At 71.8% G+C, this 16,852-nt stretch carries 21 protein-coding genes; 8 read left to right on the top strand and 13 right to left on the bottom strand.

Going from position 1 to position 16,852, the window contains the following annotated elements; all coding sequences use genetic code 11:
* Positions 1-716 (bottom strand): calcium-binding protein (locus D9C15_RS34460; protein ID WP_164886670.1); only part of this gene is annotated, 716 nt, incomplete at its 3' end.
* A gap of 77 nt (positions 717-793) precedes the next feature.
* A complete protein-coding gene (gene thrH / locus D9C15_RS06580) occupies positions 794-1,411 on the bottom strand; it encodes a bifunctional phosphoserine phosphatase/homoserine phosphotransferase ThrH (RefSeq protein WP_127996634.1) in 618 nt (205 codons plus the stop codon).
* A 147-nt stretch (positions 1,412-1,558) separates the two neighbouring features.
* Between thrH and D9C15_RS06575 the strand changes: the two genes are divergently transcribed.
* Positions 1,559-3,202, top strand: a complete 1,644-nt coding sequence (locus tag D9C15_RS06575; protein ID WP_127996633.1) for a response regulator — start codon at positions 1,559-1,561, stop codon at positions 3,200-3,202.
* Positions 3,199-3,936 carry a 23S rRNA (guanosine(2251)-2'-O)-methyltransferase RlmB gene (gene rlmB, locus D9C15_RS06570; protein ID WP_127996632.1) on the top strand — a complete coding sequence of 246 codons (738 nt, stop codon included), beginning with the start codon at positions 3,199-3,201 and terminating at the stop codon, positions 3,934-3,936. The genes D9C15_RS06575 and rlmB overlap by 4 nt, the downstream gene beginning before the upstream one ends.
* Here the strand turns inward: rlmB and D9C15_RS06565 are convergent, their stop codons facing one another.
* Positions 3,937-5,106, bottom strand: coding sequence for a calcium-binding protein (locus D9C15_RS06565; protein ID WP_240668310.1), 1,170 nt, complete (start codon positions 5,104-5,106; stop codon positions 3,937-3,939).
* A gap of 68 nt (positions 5,107-5,174) precedes the next feature.
* On the opposite strand from D9C15_RS06565, the gene D9C15_RS06560 reads away from it, so the two are divergent.
* The 3 genes from D9C15_RS06560 to D9C15_RS06550 all read left to right on the top strand — a co-directional run bounded on the left by D9C15_RS06560 (position 5,175) and on the right by D9C15_RS06550 (position 7,167).
* The gene (locus tag D9C15_RS06560; protein ID WP_127996630.1) at positions 5,175-5,921 is read left to right on the top strand and encodes an SIR2 family NAD-dependent protein deacylase; all 747 of its coding nucleotides are present in this window, start codon (positions 5,175-5,177) and stop codon (positions 5,919-5,921) included.
* A 36-nt stretch (positions 5,922-5,957) separates the two neighbouring features.
* Positions 5,958-6,584: a uracil phosphoribosyltransferase gene (upp, locus tag D9C15_RS06555; RefSeq protein WP_112187700.1), complete on the top strand. Its 627-nt coding sequence runs from the start codon at positions 5,958-5,960 to the stop codon at positions 6,582-6,584.
* Positions 6,585-6,690: 106 nt separating this feature from the next.
* Complete coding sequence (locus D9C15_RS06550) at positions 6,691-7,167, top strand: DUF302 domain-containing protein (RefSeq protein WP_127996629.1); 477 nt, start codon at positions 6,691-6,693, stop codon at positions 7,165-7,167.
* Positions 7,168-7,178: 11 nt separating this feature from the next.
* Here D9C15_RS06550 and D9C15_RS06545 read toward each other — a convergent pair whose 3' ends face one another.
* The 3 genes from D9C15_RS06545 to D9C15_RS06535 are packed head-to-tail and all read right to left on the bottom strand — an operon-like array spanning position 7,179 to position 9,291.
* Positions 7,179-7,724 (bottom strand): chromate transporter, encoded by a 546-nt coding sequence (locus D9C15_RS06545; RefSeq protein ID WP_240668309.1) that lies wholly within the window; start codon positions 7,722-7,724, stop codon positions 7,179-7,181.
* Positions 7,721-8,287, bottom strand: a complete 567-nt coding sequence (locus tag D9C15_RS06540) for a chromate transporter (RefSeq protein WP_127996628.1) — start codon at positions 8,285-8,287, stop codon at positions 7,721-7,723. Before D9C15_RS06540 ends, D9C15_RS06545 begins: the two co-directional genes overlap by 4 nt.
* Positions 8,284-9,291 (bottom strand): D-2-hydroxyacid dehydrogenase family protein, encoded by a 1,008-nt coding sequence (locus tag D9C15_RS06535; protein WP_127996627.1) that lies wholly within the window; start codon positions 9,289-9,291, stop codon positions 8,284-8,286. The genes D9C15_RS06540 and D9C15_RS06535 overlap by 4 nt, the downstream gene beginning before the upstream one ends.
* 84 nt (positions 9,292-9,375) lie before the next feature.
* On the opposite strand from D9C15_RS06535, the gene D9C15_RS06530 reads away from it, so the two are divergent.
* Both D9C15_RS06530 and D9C15_RS06525 read left to right on the top strand, forming a co-directional pair.
* Positions 9,376-9,885, top strand: coding sequence for a DUF1993 domain-containing protein (locus tag D9C15_RS06530; protein WP_127996626.1), 510 nt, complete (start codon positions 9,376-9,378; stop codon positions 9,883-9,885).
* The gene (locus tag D9C15_RS06525; protein WP_310734461.1) at positions 9,882-10,511 is read left to right on the top strand and encodes a LysE family translocator; all 630 of its coding nucleotides are present in this window, start codon (positions 9,882-9,884) and stop codon (positions 10,509-10,511) included. The genes D9C15_RS06530 and D9C15_RS06525 overlap by 4 nt, the downstream gene beginning before the upstream one ends.
* A 6-nt stretch (positions 10,512-10,517) precedes the next feature.
* Here the strand turns inward: D9C15_RS06525 and D9C15_RS06520 are convergent, their stop codons facing one another.
* From D9C15_RS06520 to lexA, 3 genes are all read right to left on the bottom strand, one after another.
* Positions 10,518-10,925, bottom strand: a complete 408-nt coding sequence (locus D9C15_RS06520; RefSeq protein WP_127996625.1) for a hypothetical protein — start codon at positions 10,923-10,925, stop codon at positions 10,518-10,520.
* Positions 10,926-11,016: 91 nt separating this feature from the next.
* The gene (locus tag D9C15_RS06515) at positions 11,017-11,328 is read right to left on the bottom strand and encodes a helix-hairpin-helix domain-containing protein (protein WP_127996624.1); all 312 of its coding nucleotides are present in this window, start codon (positions 11,326-11,328) and stop codon (positions 11,017-11,019) included.
* A gap of 1 nt (position 11,329) precedes the next feature.
* Complete coding sequence (gene lexA, locus D9C15_RS06510; RefSeq protein ID WP_127996623.1) at positions 11,330-12,019, bottom strand: transcriptional repressor LexA; 690 nt, start codon at positions 12,017-12,019, stop codon at positions 11,330-11,332.
* A gap of 87 nt (positions 12,020-12,106) precedes the next feature.
* Here lexA and D9C15_RS06505 point away from each other — a divergent pair, with 87 nt between their 5' ends.
* On the top strand, positions 12,107-13,048 hold the full coding sequence (locus tag D9C15_RS06505; RefSeq protein WP_127996622.1) for an asparaginase: 942 nt from the start codon (positions 12,107-12,109) through the stop codon (positions 13,046-13,048).
* 10 nt (positions 13,049-13,058) lie between these two features.
* On the opposite strand, the gene D9C15_RS06500 is transcribed toward D9C15_RS06505, so the two are convergent.
* From D9C15_RS06500 to D9C15_RS06485, 4 genes are all read right to left on the bottom strand, one after another.
* Complete coding sequence (locus D9C15_RS06500) at positions 13,059-13,481, bottom strand: organic hydroperoxide resistance protein (RefSeq protein WP_127996621.1); 423 nt, start codon at positions 13,479-13,481, stop codon at positions 13,059-13,061.
* A gap of 41 nt (positions 13,482-13,522) precedes the next feature.
* The gene (locus D9C15_RS06495; protein WP_127996620.1) at positions 13,523-13,999 is read right to left on the bottom strand and encodes a MarR family winged helix-turn-helix transcriptional regulator; all 477 of its coding nucleotides are present in this window, start codon (positions 13,997-13,999) and stop codon (positions 13,523-13,525) included.
* An 87-nt stretch (positions 14,000-14,086) separates the two neighbouring features.
* Positions 14,087-16,039: an ABC-F family ATP-binding cassette domain-containing protein gene (locus tag D9C15_RS06490; RefSeq protein WP_127996619.1), complete on the bottom strand. Its 1,953-nt coding sequence runs from the start codon at positions 16,037-16,039 to the stop codon at positions 14,087-14,089.
* A 4-nt stretch (positions 16,040-16,043) separates the two neighbouring features.
* Entirely contained in the window at positions 16,044-16,835 is a 792-nt protein-coding gene (locus tag D9C15_RS06485; RefSeq protein ID WP_127996618.1) for a hypothetical protein, read from the bottom strand.
* Positions 16,836-16,852 lie beyond the last annotated feature (17 nt).

Genomic DNA, 16,852 nt, shown 5'->3' with positions numbered 1-16,852 from the left:
GCCGCGCTGTTGCCGGTGCCGTTGACCGACGCGCTGCCGGTCAGAACCAGGTTCTCCTGGTTGGTGCCGAGCACCCGACCGATGCTGCTGCGGACGGTGTCGACGCCTTCACCCGCCGATTCGGACACCACGTCGGCGCTGCTGTCGACGACGTAGATGTCGTTGCCGGGCCCGCCGATCAGCAAGTCGCCGCCGCTGCCGCCGTCCAGCGAGTCGTTGCCGGTGCCGCCGTACAGCACATCGGCCGCGCCATTGCCGCGGATCGTGTCGTTGCCGGCGAAGCCGTCGACGCGGTCGGCCTCGGTCGACAGGTTGAAGCTGTCGTTGCCCGACAGCACGCTGGCGAAGATCGCCATGTCGTCGCTGGTCGAGAAGGTCAGCGCGGCGTTGTAGATGGACACCGCGCTGTAGGCGAACCCCTCGACCGCATAGGCCTGCACATAGCTGCCGCCGCTGAACACCTGGCTGATGAAGCCGGTCACCGTGCCGCCGGTGACGTCCCCGTTGTTGTTGAAGGTGAAGCCGCTGCCGCCCCAGCTCGCGTACGACGGCAGCACGTCCGTGTACGAGATGCGCAGGATGTCCTGGTAGTGGTAGCCCTGAGGACTGGTGTAGTTGACGTTGTCCAGGAAGGTGATCGCCGTGGCACCGGAGACCAGGTCATACAGGTCGATGGTGGCGAGATCGGTCGAACGGTTGGCGGTGATGACGGCCATGGCATTCCTCCAGGTTCATGCTCTTGCCCACCCTGGATCCCGTGCCGCGGGCCGGATCGCCGCCGACGCGCCGCGCTTCAGCGGCCGGCCAGGCCTGCCGCCGCGCCGTCGATCGCCGCCTTCAGTTCCGCATAGCTGTTGGTCACCGGGAACTGCGGGAAGCGCTCCACGATGGATGCCGGCGGGTGGATGAAGAAGCCGGCGTGCGCTGCCGACAGCATGCCCGTGTCGTTGTACGAATCGCCAGCGGCAATCACCTGGAAGTTGAGCAGCCGCAACGCGTTGACGGCGTGGCGCTTCTGGTCGGCCATGCGCAGCACGTGGCGGGTCACGAAGCCGGCCTCGTCGACCTCGAGCCGGTGGCACAGCAGCGTGGGCCAGCCGAGCTGGCGCATCAGCGGGCTCGCGAACTCGTAGAAGGTGTCCGACAGGATCAGCACTTGGTAGCGGCTGCGCAGGTCGTCCAGGAAGTCGCGCGCGCCGGCCATCGGGCCCATGCCGGCGATCACGTCCTGGATGTCGGCCAGCTTCAGGCCGTTGGCCTTCAGCGTGTCGATGCGAAAGCGCATCAGCTTGTCGTAGTCGGGCTCGTCGCGCGTGGTGCGCGAGAGCTCGGGAATGCCGCTGCGCTTGGAGAACTCGATCCAGATCTCGGGGACCAGCACGCCTTCGAGGTCGAGGCAGATCATTTGCATGGGGCAGGCTCCGCAGCGCGGTCGGGGGTGAAAGGCGGCGCGCATGGTACCCGATGCCCCCCGGACGGCCGGGCGGGTCCTCGGCGAGGGCGCCGGGTTTGCGCAAGATCAGCGGCGGCAGCCGTCGGGCTGCCGATATCCCCCTTCATGCGCCCCCTCGACGCGGACATCGACCGGGCCGTCGCCCTGGTCGCCGACGGCAACCCGGCCTCGCGCAGCGTGCTGGTGAACATGCTGCGCGATGCGGGCGTGGGCCGCATCGTCCAGGCCACGCGGGCCCAGGACGCACGCCGGCTGCTCGAGCAGGGCCGCTTCGACATCGTGGTCTGCGAGTTCCACTTCGACCACGGTGCGATGAACGGCCAGGAACTAATGGACGACCTGCGCCAGGCCGGGCTGCTGCCGCTGGCCACGGTGGTGGTGATGATCTCCGGCGAGGCCGACTACGGCCACGTGGCCGAGGCCGCCGAGGCGGCACTGGACGCCTACCTGATCAAACCGCACACCGAGGCGGCGCTGCGCGAGCGGCTGGCCCAGGCGCGCCAGCGCAAGCGCGCGCTGGCCGAGGTGATCGCCCAGGTCGAGGCGGGGAGCTTCGAGGCCGCCGCGGACAGCGCGCTGCAGCTGGCCGAGGCGCGCGGCGTGGCCTGGCTGCAGGCGGCGCGGGTGGCCGCCGAACTGCACCTGCGGCTCGGGCGCGCGGCCGACGCGGCACGCCTGCTCGAGACCATCCTGCGCACCGGCGCGTTGCCCTGGGCGCGCCTGGGCCTGGCGCGGGCGCAGGTCGAGGCCGGGGCCGTGTTCCAGGCGCGCCGCACGCTGGAGAGCCTGCTCGGCGAGCACCCGGGGTATGCCGACGCCTACGACGTGATGGGCCGGGTGCTGCTCGACCAGGGCGAGCCGGTGCAGGCGATCGAGGCGCTGCGCCGGGCGGTGCGGCTCACGCCCAACTGCGTCAGCCGCCAGGCCAAGCTCGGCCTGCTGGTCTTCTACTACGGCGACCCGCGCGAGGCTCTGGTGCACCTCGACGCTGCGGTGCGCCTGGGCCTGAACTCGCGCGTGTTCGACCTGCAGGCGCTGGTGCTGCAGGCGGCGCTGCAGTTCGACCGGCGCGACCGGCGCGCGCTCGCGCTCACCGCGCACGCCATGGCGCGCCTGCGCGCGGACGCGCCGCACAGCCCGCGCCTGCGCCGCTTCGAGAGCAGCATCGCGATCCTGGTGGCATTGCTCGAGCGCCGCGTGCCCGAGGCGATCGAGCTGCTGCAGGCCCTGATGACCGAGTGCGAGGCGCCGGACTTCGAGTTCGAGGCCGCCTGCAACCTGCTGATGGTGCTGTCGCGTGTCGACCGCGCCGAACTGCACCTGGTGGATTTCGGCGACCGGGTCGGCCGACTGGCCGAACGTTTTGCCGTCTCGCGCACCACCTGCGAGCTGATGTGCGGCGCGCTGCGTGGCGACCTCGGCAGCGTCGAGCGCATCCGTGCCGCCTATGCCGGCATCGGCGCCGCCGCCGAGCAGGCGGTGTCGCTGGCCCTGGAGGGCCGGCCGCGTGACGCCGCGCTGGCCCTGCTGGAGCGTGCGCGCCGGACCCTGAACGCGAAGCTGATGGACCTGGCGCTGCACACGCTGGAGCGCCACCGCGCGGCCATCGCCGATGCGCCGGCGCTGCTCGCCCAGGTGCACGCGCTGCAGCGCCAGCACGCCAGCTACGGCACCCAGCCGCGCATGGCGCGGGTCGACGATGCGCGCTCGCTGGTGGCGGTCGCGCGGCCGGCTACCATGCCGCGATGAGCGCCAAGACCCTGTTCGGATTCCACGCGGTGACGGTGCGGCTGAAGACGGCGCCGCAGTCGGTGATCGAGGTGCATGTCGACGCGGCGCGGCGCGACCAGCGCATGCGCCAGTTCGTCGAGCGGGCGAAGGAGGCCGGCGCCCGGGTGATCGAGAGCGACGACGAACGCCTGCGCCAGCTGTGCGGCAGCCCGCGCCACCAGGGCGTGGTGGCGCGGGTGCAGCCGCTCGCGCAGACGCATTCGCTCGACGACCGGCTCGACGCCGTCGCGGGCGACCCGCTGCTGCTGGTGCTCGACGGCGTGACCGACCCGCACAACCTGGGCGCCTGCCTGCGCGTGGCCGACGGCGCCGGCGCTCACGCGCTGATCGCGCCCAAGGACCATGCGGTCGGCCTGAACGCGACGGTCGCCAAGGTCGCCAGCGGCGCGGCCGAGACGGTGCCGTACTTCATGGTCACCAACCTGGCGCGCACGCTGGGCGAGCTGAAGGAACGCGGCATCCGCGTCGTCGGCACCAGCGACGCGGCAGCCCAGTCGCTGTTCGAGGCCGACCTCACCGGCCCGCTCGCGCTGGTGCTCGGCGCCGAGGGCGCGGGCATGCGCCAGCTGACGTCGAAGACCTGCGACCAGCTGGTGCGGCTGCCGATGAAGGGCGCGGTGGAGAGCCTGAACGTCTCGGTGGCGGCCGGCATCTGCCTGTACGAGGCGCTGCGCCAGCGCGGCAGCGGCTGATCAGATCACGACGAAGTCCCCGGCGGCCAGGCTGGTGCCCGGGGCGAGCGTGGCGAAGCGGACCGCCGCGCCGGCGCCGTTGCCGTCGGCATCGAAATAGAGCGCGCCGCTGGAGGCGTCGTAGACGATGCGGTCGCTGGCGTCTGCCGCCGCGGTGCCGAGCCGGAACGCACCGGCCGCCAGCGCACCGGGCGCACCGATGCCGGCGAACACCGCGTCGTCCAGCGCGAAGCGGTCGCTGCCCGAGACGAAGCCGGTGATGCTGTCGACGTTGGCCGCCGAGTTCAGGGCCGTGGTGAAGCGGTATTGGTCGAGCCCGGAGCCACCGATCAGGGTGTCGATCCCGGCGCCGCCGTTCAAGGTGTCGTTGCCGACGCCGCCGGACAGCCGATCGTTGGCGCCGCCACCCGCCAGGCTGTTCGCCCCGGCGTTGCCGGTGATCTGGTTGGGCAGGCTGTTGCCGCTGCCGTTGATCGCGGCACTGCCGGTCAGCACCAGGTTCTCCAGGTTGCTGCCGAGGGTGCGGGTCGCGGCGCTGCGTACCGTGTCGTCCCCGGCGCCGGCGGATTCGACGATCACGTCGGCCGCGACATCGACCACGTAGGTGTCGTCGCCGCCGCCGCCCAGCAGCCGGTCGGTACCGCTGCCACCGTCCAGCAGGTCGTTGCCCGCCTGGCCGTACAGTGTGTCGTTGCCGGCATTGCCGCGCATCGTGTCGTTGCCGGTCCAGGCCCAGACGTTGTCGCCGCCGGGCGAGAGCACGAAGGTGTCGCTGCCCGCGAACATGGTGCGAACGATCGCCAGGTCGTCGCCCGGCGTGGCGCTGACCATCGCGTTGTAGAAGGTCACGGCACTCAGCGAGAAACCGTCGACGGAGAACTGCGGCACATGCGTGCTGCCGTTGAACTCGGTCCCGAAGAATCCGCTCAGCGTGCCGGCGCTGATTGCCCGCGTTGCGGGGTTGTAGGCGATGCCGCTGCCCACCCAGTGGTCGTTCCATTCCGGATCCGAGCCGAAGTTCAGGCGCAGTTCGTCCTCGTAGACGGCGCCTGCCGGGCTGCGCACGTTGGCGTTGTTGCTGAAGGTGATGGTGTTGGCCGGGTTCAGCCAGTCACCGGTGGCGTCGATCGTCGTGACCTCGAGGGTCGTGTAGGCGGTGATGCGGGCCATGTGTCCTCCTCGCTCGTTGCCTGGGCGCATACTCCTCCCGAGCCGCCCCGAACGCAATGTCCAGTCCCATGCCCGAAGCGCCGGACCACAGCGCCCTGGCCGAGTGGCGGCAACGGTTGGCGCAGGCGCGCTCCGTCTGCGTGCTGACCGGCGCCGGCATGTCGGCCGAGAGCGGCATCCCGACCTTCCGCGACGCGCTGACCGGGCTGTGGTCGCGCTTCGACCCGGCGCGGCTGGCCAGCGTGGAGGGCTTCCGCGCCGACCCGGGTCTGGTTTGGGACTGGTACGCCGAGCGCCGCGCCGGCGTGCGGGCGGCGCAGCCGAACGCCGGCCACCGGGCGCTCGCCGCCTTCGCGCGGCGTCGCCCGGGCGTGCTGACGCTGGTGACGCAGAACGTCGACGACCTGCACCAGCGTGCCGGCAACCGCGACACGATCCGCCTGCATGGCGACATCCTGCAGGACCGCTGGCTCGAACCCTGCGGCATGGCCTGCGACCCGGCTCGGGCGGAGCCCGGGCGACCGCCGCGCTGCGTCGCCTGCGGCGGGCTGGTCCGTCCCGGCGTCGTGTGGTTCGGCGAGAGCCTGCCGCCCGCCGCGCTGCAGCATGCCGAGCACGCAGCCCGCCACTGCGAGGTGCTGCTGGTGGTCGGCACCTCCGGCGCCGTCTGGCCGGCCGCGGGGCTGGCGGCGGCGGCCCGTCGCGCCGGTGCGCACGTGGCGATCGTCAACCCGTCCGCGAGCGAGATCGACGCCGAGGCCCATGTCTGCCTGCGCGGCACCGCCGCCATCTTGCTGCCGGCGCTGCTCGACTGACTACACTGGCGCCGACCCCACTGCCGCACACGCGCCATGCCCGTCATCGATGTCCGCCATCCCCTGGTCAAGCACAAGGTCGGCCTGCTGCGCGAGGACGACATCTCGACCAAGAAATTCCGCGAGCTGACCCACGAGCTGGCGCGCCTGCTGGCCTACGAGGCCACCGCCGACTTCCCGCTCGAGCCGGCCACGGTGCAGTGCTGGAGCGGTCCGACCGAGGTGCAGCGCATCGCCGGCCGCAAGGTGACCGTGGTGCCCATCCTGCGGGCCGGGCTGGGCATGCTCGACGGCGTGCTCGACATGGTGCCCAACGCCAAGGTCAGCGTAGTCGGCCTGTCGCGCAACCACGAGACGCTGCAGCCCGAGCATTACTTCGAGAAGTTCGTCGGCCATCTCGACGAACGCACCGCGCTGATCGTCGACCCGATGCTGGCGACCGCCGGTTCGATGATCGCGACGATCGACCTGCTCAAGCGCCGCGGCTGCAAGGACGTGCGCGCCCTGGTGCTGGTGGCCGCGCCCGAGGGCATCGCGGCCCTCGAGAAGGCGCATCCGGACGTGCGCTGCTGGACGGCGGCCGTCGACAGCCACCTCAACGAGGTCGGCTACATCATCCCGGGCCTGGGCGACGCGGGCGACAAGATCTTCGGCACGAAGTGACAAGCCGCGGGCCCTGTTGACAGACGTCACTTCCTGCTTGCGATTCTTTACAGGACCGGGGCCTCGGCGACTTGCCGCTGACACACCGCGGGCTTACCGTCGCAGGATGCGAATCGAAGACAAGCTCCTTCCGGCCGGCGACGGGCGCAAGCCGTTCCGGCTCTGGATGACCGGCAGTCTGGCGGTCGTGATGGCCTCCCTGTGCACCGGCCGCGGCGTGCTCGACGACGAGCGCCTCGCCTCGACCATGCGCGTGGTGCGCCACAGTCCCTTCGGCGTCACCGAGACGGTGCTGCGCATCGAGCAGGCGGCGCGCCAGCGCGGCCAGGAGGTGCTGGCCAAGATCGGCTCGAACGAGCTGGTGCTGGTGCTGGCTTCCTCGGTGGGTGGCACGCCGGTGCTGATGACCTCGCCCGACGCGGTGCCCGACGTGCCGCTGACCGTGCAGGTGCGGCGCAATGCCGACGGCGGGGCGGACGTGCTGATGGCCCGGGTCGGCGACGCCGGCCTCGCGGCGCTGCCCGACACGGTGGCCGCCGAGCTGCTCGCGCTGCCCGGCCTGGTGGACCGGGCGCTGAGCTGACCGCTAGGCGCCTAGACGAGCCCGAGCGCGCCGGCCGCGGCACCCACGCCCACCAGCCACATCGGGCTGAGCTTGCTGCGGCTCATCACGACGATCGTCAGCGCCACCAGGGCCAGCGCGCCCCAGCGGCTGGCCGGCGCGCGCACGTAGGGCTCGGCCAGCACCCAGCCGGTGGCCAGCAGCAGGCCGATGGTCAGCGGCGCCATGCCGGTGGTGAAGGCGCGCACGCCCAGGCTGTCGCGCCGCGCCGCCGCCCAGCGCGTGGCGTAGAGCGTCAGCAGCAGCGGCGGCACCAGTGTGCCGGTGAGCGTGGCCAGCAGGCCGGGCGCTCCGGCGACGTTCCAGCCGATCACCGCGACGAACAGCACGTTGGGCCCCGGGGCCGCCTGGGCGATGGCGATCGAGGCGCTGAACTGCGCGTCGCTGATCCAGCCGTGCTCGGCCACCACGTAGCGCTGCATGTCCGAGGCGGTGGTGATCGCACCGCCCACCGCCAGCAGGCTGAGCAGCGCGAAGTGGCCGGCCAGGCCGAGCAGTTCCCAGGGCGTGAGGCTCACCGTGTCAGCCTCCAGGCCGCCAGCACCACCGCGGCCGTGCCCACGCCGGCGATCACCCCCGCCAGCGGCAGGCGCAGCCAGGCCAGGGTCGCGAAGGTGGCCAGCGCCACCAGCGCGCACAGCGGCGCGCCGAGCCGGTTGGCCTTCAAGCCGCCGGCCAGCTTGACCGCCGTGGCCACCACCAGCCCGGCGGCCACGCAGCCCATGCCGCGCAGCGCGCCGGCCACGGCGGGCCAGTCGGCGAAGCGGTGGTAGGCCAGCGTCAGCGCCATCACGATGGCCAGCGGCACCAGCAGCAGCCCGGCGAGCGCGGCCAGCGCGCCGCGCCAGCCGAAACAGCGGTCGCCGAACATCAGCGACACGTTGACGATGTTCGGACCCGGCAGCACCTGGCCGACCGACAGCAGCTCGAGGAACTGCTCGCGCGTGAGCCAGCGCCGGCGCTCGACCAGCTCCACCTGGGCCACCGCGAGCACGCCGCCGAAGCCCTGCAACGCGAGCCGGTTGAAGGCGAAGAACAGCTCGGCCGGCGCGCGCGGCGCGACGACGTCCGCGTCGCTCATCGGATCACGCGCAGCGCGTCCGGGTTGACGATGCCGGTCGGGTTCTGGTTGATGAAGTTGATGACGTTCTCGAACGCGGCGCGGAAGTACAGCTCGTAGCTGTCGAGCTCGACGTAGCCGATGTGCGGCGTGCACACCGCGTTCTCCAGGCGCAGCAGCGGGTGGCCCTGCAGGATGGGCTCGCTCTCGAACACGTCGACCGCGGCCATGCCGGGCCGGCCGCGGTTCAGCGCCGAGACCAGCGCGCCTTCCTCGATCAGCTCGGCGCGCGAGGTGTTGACCAGCAGCGCGGTCGGCTTCATGCGCGTCAGCGCGTCGAGCGTGACGATGCTGCGAGTCGCGTCGTTCAGGCGCAGGTGCAGCGAGAGCACGTCGGCCTGCTCGAAGAAGCCCTCGCAGTTCTCGGCCGCCTCGTGGCCGTCGGAGGCAGCGCGCAGGCGCGAGGCCTCGCTGCCCCACACCAGCACGCGCATGCCGAAGGCGCGCCCGTAGCCGGCGACGAGCTGGCCGATCTTGCCGTAGCCCCACACGCCCAGCGTGCGGCCCTTGAGCACCAGGCCGAGCCCGAAGTTGGGCGGCATCGAGGCCGACTTCAGGCCCGACTGCTGCCAGGCGCCGTGCTTGAGGTTGCCGATGTACTGCGGCAGGCGCCGCATCGCCGCCATGATCAGCGCCCAGGTCAGCTCGGCCGGCGCGACCGGCGAGCCCACGCCTTCGGCCACCGCGATGCCCAGCCGCGTGCAGGTCTCCAGGTCGATGTGCGAGCCGACGCGCCCGGTCTGCGAGATCAGCTTCAGCTTGGGCAGCTTCTCGAGCAGCTGGCGCGGAAACTGGGTGCGCTCGCGGATCAGCACCAGCACGTCGGCATCGCGCAGCCGCACCGAGAGCTGGCCGATGCCCTTGACGGTGTTGGTGAAGACCTTCGCGTTCAGCGGTTCCAGCAAGGCGGCGCATTTCAGCTTGCGCACCGCGTCCTGGTAGTCGTCGAGGATGATGATGTTCACGGCGACCCCGATTGTGCACGCCCGTCGCGGCCTCGCTACGATCGCCGCCTGCCTGCACCACCCCACCCTCACGAGGAGAAGACGATGTCCTTCACGATGCACTCGGCCAGCGCGCCGGTGTTCACGCGCATGCTCGGCCACCTGCTGAACTGGCTCGACAAGGCCGAGGCGCATGCGGCGGCGCGGAAGTTCGACCCGGCCAACTACCTGAGCGCCCGTCTCGCGCCGGACATGCTGCCCTTCACCAAGCAGATCCAGATCGCCTGCGATGCGGCCAAGTTCGGCGTCGCGCGGCTGGCCGGCGTCGAGGCGCCGAAGTACGAGGACAACGAGGCCAGCCTGGCGGACCTGCGCGCCCGGGTGCGCAAGACGCTGGACTTCATCGCGAGCATCCCGGCCGAGCGGCTGGCCGGCAGCGACGAGCGCGACCTGGTGCTGCCGCGGCGCGACGGGCCGGTCACGCTGCAGGGCGAGTTCTTCCTGAAGCACTACGCGCTGCCGAACTTCTACTTCCACCTCGTGACCACCTACGCGCTGCTGCGCCACAACGGCGTGGACCTGGGCAAGGCGGACTACCTCGGGCCGCTCCAGTGATCGACCTCCCGGTCCACGATCTCGCGCTCTTTGCCGGCGCGGCGCTGCTGCTGAACCTGACGCCGGGCGCCGACATGCTGTTCGTGGCCGGCACCGGTGCGGCGCGCGGGCGGCGCGCCGGCGTGCTGGCCGCGCTCGGCGTCGGCGCCGGCTGTGCGCTGCACACGGTGCTGGCCGCGCTCGGGCTGTCGGCGCTGGTCGCTGCCTCGGATCTGGCCTTCAACCTGGTGCGCTGGGCCGGCGCGCTCTACCTGCTGTGGCTCGGCATCGGCCTGATGCGTGCCCGCCGCGGTCCGGCGCCGGCGCAGGCCAGGCCGGGTGACCCGTTCTGGCAGGGCGCGCTGACCAATGCGCTCAACCCCAAGGTGGCACTGTTCTTCCTCGCCTTCCTGCCGCAGTTCATCGAACCGGGCGCGCCCGGGCAGGCCTGGGCGCTGGTGCTGCTGGGCAGCCTGTTCAACCTCGGCGGGACGGCGGTGAACCTGGTGGTGGCGCTGGCCGCCGCACGCGTCGCACAGGCCATGGCGACCCCGGGATCGGCGGGTTCGCTCGGGACCTGGCTGCAGCGCGCCTGCGGCCTGCTGTTCGTCGGGCTCGGGCTGCGCCTGGCGCTTGCGCCGCGCTGAAGCCCGTCAGGGCCACATGTCGGGCGACTCGAGCTGACCGAAGCCAGAGCGCGGCGCGCGGGTCGGGAAATGCCGGTTCAGCCGCGCCAGGCGCTGGTCGGCCTCGTGCTGGCTGTGTGTCAGCGCGACCAGGCGGAACACCTCGGCGCGCAGGTGCCAGAGTTCGCGCAGCGAGCGGGCCGCGTCGACCCGGTCGACCAGCTCGTCCGCACGCGGGCCGCGCAGGTCCGCCACGGCCTCGGCGAACTCCTCGCGGATGCCGTCCAGCCCGTCGTCGGGCCGGGTGGGCGCCCATTCCGAGCGCGCCCAGCGGCGCAGCCGCTGCCACCAGGGGGCGGCCACGCGCCGCTCGGGCGGGCAGATCTCCACGCGCAGCTCGTGGCGGGAGATGGGCTTGGGCAGGGTGGAGAGCATCGGCGTCGCGGTGCGCCGTCGGGGCGGCGCTGGGCCGACTCTCGCACCGGGCGAGCGCCCGCGCTCGCCGGAAAAGCAGGGGCTTCGCCGCTCAGACCTGGCCGAACAGCGCCTTGCGCTGCGCGGTGTACTGCCACCAGGGCGCAGCCGGTGCGCCGCCCATGAAGTCGACCGCGGCCATGAAGGTGTCGAGCACGCAGGGATCCTGGCGCTGGCCGGTGGCGGCGCACAGTTTCTGGTAGAGCACGAAGGCGTCCTTGCCGCGCAACTCGCGCGGGTGGCGGATGCCGATCAGGCGCAGGTCGGCGGCGAGCGCGGGGCCGATGTTGGGCAACTGCTCGAGCGCCGTGCACTCGGCGGCCGAGGCGGCTTTGGGCGACTTGATCACGGCGGCGGATGCCATGTCACATCAGCATGTTGTTGCGGATCAGGCCGACCGCCAGGCCCTCGAGCTCGAAGTGCTCGCCGTCGCCGCTGCCGTCGGTGGGCACGACGATGGTCCTGAAATCGGGGTTCTCGGGGATCAGCTCGATCGCACTGCGGGTGCGGCGGAAGCGCTTGACGGTGACCTCGTCGCCCAGCCGGGCCACGACGATCTGGCCGTTCTTGGCCTCGCGCGCCTTCTGCACGGCGAGCAGGTCGCCGTCGAGGATGCCGGCATCGCGCATGCTCATGCCGCGCACGCGCAGCAGGTAGTCGGGCCGGCGCGGGAACATGCTGGCCTCGACGACGTAGGTCTGGTCGACATGCTCCTGCGCGAGGATCGGGCTGCCGGCGGCCACGCGGCCGATCAGCGGCAGCGAGAGCTGGGCCAGGCTCGGCAGCGGCAGGCTGAACTGCTTGCCGCGCGACTCGTTGAGCGCGCGCAATGTGTCAGACTGCAGCCGGATGCCGCGCGAGGTGCCGCCCACGAGCTCGATGACGCCCTTGCGCGCCAGGGCCTGCAGGTGCTCTTCGGCCGCGTTGGCCGACTTGAAGCCGAGTTCGGCGGCGATCTCGGCACGGGTCGGCGGGGCGCCGGTGCGCTCGATGGCGCTCTGCACCAGGTCGAGGACCTGCTGCTGCCGGTCGGTGAGCTTGGGTTTTTCGAGCACGGGAGACCTTTCGCGAGCCGGAGGACGGATCCGGAATGAACACTGGATCTCCGTCCAGTGACTGTATTTTCATCCAGCCTGACCAAAATGCAAAGCCCCGCCCCGACCGTCGTCGTGCTCGCCACCGGCGGCACCATTGCCGGCACCGCCCCCACGCCGGGCGACAACATCGGCTACCGCGCCGCGCAGCTCGGCGCCGACGCCCTGGTGGCCGCCGTACCCGGGCTGGCCGGCAGCGCGCTCGAGACCGAGCAGGTGGCCCAGGTCGACAGCAAGGACATGGACTTCGCGATCTGGCAGCGCCTCGCGCAGCGCGTGGCGCACCACCTGGCGCGCGCCGAGGTCGCCGGCGTCGTGATCACCCACGGCACCGACACGCTGGAGGAGACCGGCTACTTCCTGCAGCGCGTGCTCGCGCCGGCCAAGCCGGTGGTGCTGACGGCGGCCATGCGCCCGGCCAGCGCGCTGCTGCGCGACGGACCGCAGAACCTGCTCGACGCGGTGACCGTGGCGCGCACGCCCGGCGTGCGCGGCACGCTGGTGGTGGTGGCCGGCGTGGTGTGGGATGCGCGCGAGCTGCGCAAGGTGCACACCTACCGGCTCGACGCCTTCGCGGCCGGCGACGCCGGCTGGATCGCCCGGGTGGAGGAGGGCGCATTGCGCCAGCAGCGGCCCTGGCCGGACGGCCGGGCGCTCGGCCTGGCGCGCATCGCGGCCGAGCCGTCGGCCTGGCCGGCGGTGGAGATCCTCACCAGCCACGCCGGCGCGGGCGGCACGCTGGTGCGCGCGGCCATGGCCGCCGGCGTGCGCGGCCTGGTCGTGGCCTGCACCGGCAACGGCACCCTGCACCATGCCCTGGAGGCCGCGCTGCGCGAGGCGCAGGCGGCCGGAGTGGCGGTGCGGCGCAGCAGCCGCTGCCTGGCCGGCGCGGTGCTGGCCAAGCCCGGCGACGTCTTCCCGACGGCCGGGACGCTGACGCCGGTGCAGGCGCGCGTCGAGCTGCTGCTGGAGTTGCTGGCGTCGCCCTAGACGGACCGGGTCAGACGACCGTCAGCGTCACGTCGATGTTGCCGCGCGTCGCGTTCGAGTACGGGCAGACGATGTGCGCGGCGTCGACGATCTTCTGCGTCTCGGCCTTGTCCCATCCCGGCACCTTGATGCGCATCGCCACCTGGATGCCGAAGCCGGTCGGGATCGGGCCGATGCCGACGTCGGCCTCGATGGTGGCGTCGGCCGGGATGGTCTTCTTCTGCTGGCCGGCGACGAACTTCATCGCGCCCATGAAGCAGGCCGAATAGCCCACCGCGAACAGCTGCTCGGGGTTGGTGCCCTTGCCGTTGCCGCCCAGCTCGGCCGGCGGCGCGAGCGTGACGCTCAGCTTGCCGTCGTCGGTCTGGGAGCTGCCTTCGCGGCCGCCGGTGGTGGTGGCATGCGCGGTGTAGAGGACTTTCTCGAGGGCCATCGTGGTTCCTTGGTTGCGGGTGGGACAGGTGGGGCGTGGGCTCAGTGCACGTCCCGGGTGGAAGCGAGAAGCTGGTCGCGCAGCTGCTGCAGCCGTGCCGTGAGATCGGCGAGTTCGGCGCTGCTGCAGCCGCTGGCGGCGGCGATGCGCTGCGGGATCGCCAGCGCGCGGCGGCGCAGCGCGCGGCCGTCGGCGGTGAGCGTGACCAGCACGCGGCGCTCGTCGTCGGCGGCGCGCTCGCGCGTCAGCCAGCCGGCCGACTCCATGCGCTTGAGCAGCGGCGTCAGCGTGCCGGAGTCGAGGTGCAGGCGCTCGCCGAGCTCGCCGACGGCCTGCCCGTCGCGCTGCCACAGCACCATCAGCACCAGGTACTGCGGGTAGGTCAGGCCGAGCGGCTCGAGCAGCGGCTTGTACAGCCGCGTGGTGGCCAGCGAGGCCGAGTACAGCGCGAAGCAGAGCTGCCGGTCCAGCAGCAGCCAGTCGTCGGCGGGGGCGGTGTCGGTGCGGGCGCGCGGCATGGGCGGGACTGTACGCCCAATGTGCGCAATTCAATTGCGCGCAATCTAATACACGTGCCGCCGGCAGGGAGATCGCCCCGAGCCGGTTCAGGGTGCGGCCTCGAGCGCGTCGATCGTGGTGCTCAGCTCGAGCCAGCGGCCCTCGAGCTGCTCGATCTCCTCGGCCAGCGCCTTCAGGCGGCGGCCCGCCTCGGCCAGCTGCTCCGGGGTGAGCGTGGGGTCGGCGAAGCCGGCATCCAGCGCGTCGCGCTCGGCGAACAGCACGCCGAGCCGGTGGTCGATGCGGTTGAGCTCGCGCTTCAGCGGCTTGACCTCCTCGGCGCGTGCCTGGCGTGCCGCGGCGGCGGCGCGGCGCTCCTCCTTGCGGTTCGGGGCCGCGTCGTCGCGCGCCGGCCGCGCCACCGCCTTGGCCGCCTCGCGCGACTGCTCGCGAATCTGGTCGATGAGCCAGCGCTGGTAGTCGTCGATGTCGCCGTCGAAGGGCCTGACGGCGCCGCCAGCCACCAGCCAGAACTCGTCGCACACCTCGCGCAGCAGCGCGCGGTCGTGGCTGACCAGCATCACCGTGCCCTCGAACTCGTTGAGCGCCATCGACAGCGCCTCGCGCGTCGTCAGGTCGAGGTGGTTGGTCGGCTCGTCGAGCAGCAGCAGGTTGGGGCGCTGCCACACCAGCATGGCCAGCACCAGGCGAGCCTTCTCGCCGCCGGACAGCGTGCCGACCGGCTGACCGACCATCTCGCCGGTGAAGCGGAACTGGCCGAGGAAGTCGCGCAGCTCCTGCTCGCGCGCCGGCGGGCCGACGTCGCGCGCCAGGCGCACCAGGTGCATCAGCGGCCCGTCGCCCGGGGAGAGCAGGTCGAGTTCCTGCTGCGCGAAGTAGCCGATCACGAGGCCCTTGCCCTCGGTCATCGTGCCGGCCAGCGCCGGCAGCTCGTGCGCGATGGTCTTGACCAGCGTGGACTTGCCCTGGCCGTTGGCCCCGAGGATGCCGATGCGCTGGCCGGCGAGCACCGAGCGCTCGATGCCGCGCACGATGACGGTCTCGCCGCCGTCGTCGGCCCGATAGCCGCACGCGAGGCCGTCCAGCGCCAGCATCGGGTTGGGCAGCGAGACCGGCTCGCGGAACTCGAACTGGAAGTCGCTGGCCGTCAGCACCGGCGCGAGTTTCTCCATGCGGGCCAGCGCCTTGACGCGGCTCTGCGCCTGGCGCGCCTTGGTGGCCTTGGCCTTGAAGCGGTCGATGAAGCGCTGCAGGTGGGCGATGCGCTCCTGCTGCTTCTCGTAGTTGGCCTGCTGCTGCGCCAGGCGCTCGGCGCGCAGTTCCTCGAAGGCAGTGTAGTTGCCGCCGTAGCGCGTCAGCCGAGCGTCGTCGAGGTGCAGCGTGACGCGGGTGATGGCGTCGAGGAACTCGCGGTCGTGGCTGATCACGATCAGCAACCCGGGGTAGCGCTGCAGCCAGGCCTCGAGCCAGACCAGCGCGTCGAGGTCGAGGTGGTTGGTCGGCTCGTCCAGCAGCATCAGCTCGGCCGGGCACATCAGCGCGCGGGCGAGCTGCAGGCGCATGCGCCAGCCGCCGGAGAAGCTGTTGACCGGCGCGTCGAGCTGGTCGACGCGGAATCCCAGGCCGAGCAGCATGGCCTGCGCGCGGGCGCGGGCGTCGAAGCCGCCGGCATCCTGGATCGCATGGTGCGCCTCGGCGATGGCGTGGCCGTCGTCGCGCGCCTCGGCCTCGGCCAGGCGCTGCTGCGCCAGCGCCAGCGGCACGTCGCCGGCGAGCACGAACTCGGTGGCGCCCTGCGCCGTCTCGGGCATCTCCTGCGCCACCTCGGCGATGCCGCCGGGCTGCTGCCAGCGCGGCGGCATCTGCACTTCACCTGCATCGGCGTGCAGCCGGCCGGTGAGCAGCGAGAACAGCGAGGACTTGCCCGCGCCGTTGCGCCCGACCAGGCCGACCTTCTCGCCCGGCTGCAGCGTGACGCCGGCGCGCTCGAGCACCAGCTTCGCGCCGCGGCGCAGCGAGACCTCGTTCAGCACCAGCATCGGTTCACAGGTCCGCGACCTTGGCCTCGATCGAATCCAGCGCATCCAGCAGCGGACGGCGGAAATCGGGCTGGATGTTCTTCCACTTCGACTCGTAGCCCTTGATCTGCTGGCGGTAGGAGGCGATGGTGTCGGTCACCGCCTTCTTGATCGCGGTGGTGTCCTTGCCGAGGTTCACCACGGCGGCGGCCTCGGGGCTGGCCTTGAACTTCTTGATCACGTCGCCGTTGGAGAAGCCCACCGCCGCGTCGCGGCAGCGCTTGAGCAGCGCCGGCCCCTGGGCCTTGAGCTGGGCCGGGTTGCCGGCGAGCTGGCGCAGCGGGTCGAGCTGGGCGTCGTCGATGTTGATCAGCAGCGGTGCGTTCGGCGCGATGAACATCGCGTAGGCCTTCACCGGGTCGGCCTTCCAGCCCACGGTGATGAAGCCCCAGAACTCCTCGAACTGCATGCGCTTGGCTACCGCGGTCATCACCTTGCTCAGCGCCGGGTCGGCGATCACCTCGTCGACATGCTTGATCGCCTCGAGCTTCTTGCGCGCCGCGCCGGCGCCGGCGTCGGCCTTCTCGAGCTTGTCGAGGTTGGGCCCGAAGTCCTCGCGGAACCTGAAGTACTTGTCCAGGTCGTCGCCCTGGCCCATGCCCAGGTCTGCCAGGTTCTGGTCGAGCACCTTGGCGCGCGCCTTCGCGTCGCCGTCCTTGATCTTCTTCTCGAGCGCGTCGCGCTGCGCCTTCAAGGCCGTCTTGAACTTGGCCTTGCTGTCCTTCTTCGCGTCGGTCCAGTCCGTGTGCAGGCTCATCGAGTGGCTCCCGGTGT

Source organism: Piscinibacter defluvii, from assembly GCF_004011805.1.
GTDB classification, from domain to species: domain Bacteria; phylum Pseudomonadota; class Gammaproteobacteria; order Burkholderiales; family Burkholderiaceae_C; genus Piscinibacter; species Piscinibacter defluvii.
The sequence above is the reverse complement of the archived record's forward strand: the minus strand, read 5'-3'. Positions and strand labels throughout refer to the sequence as shown.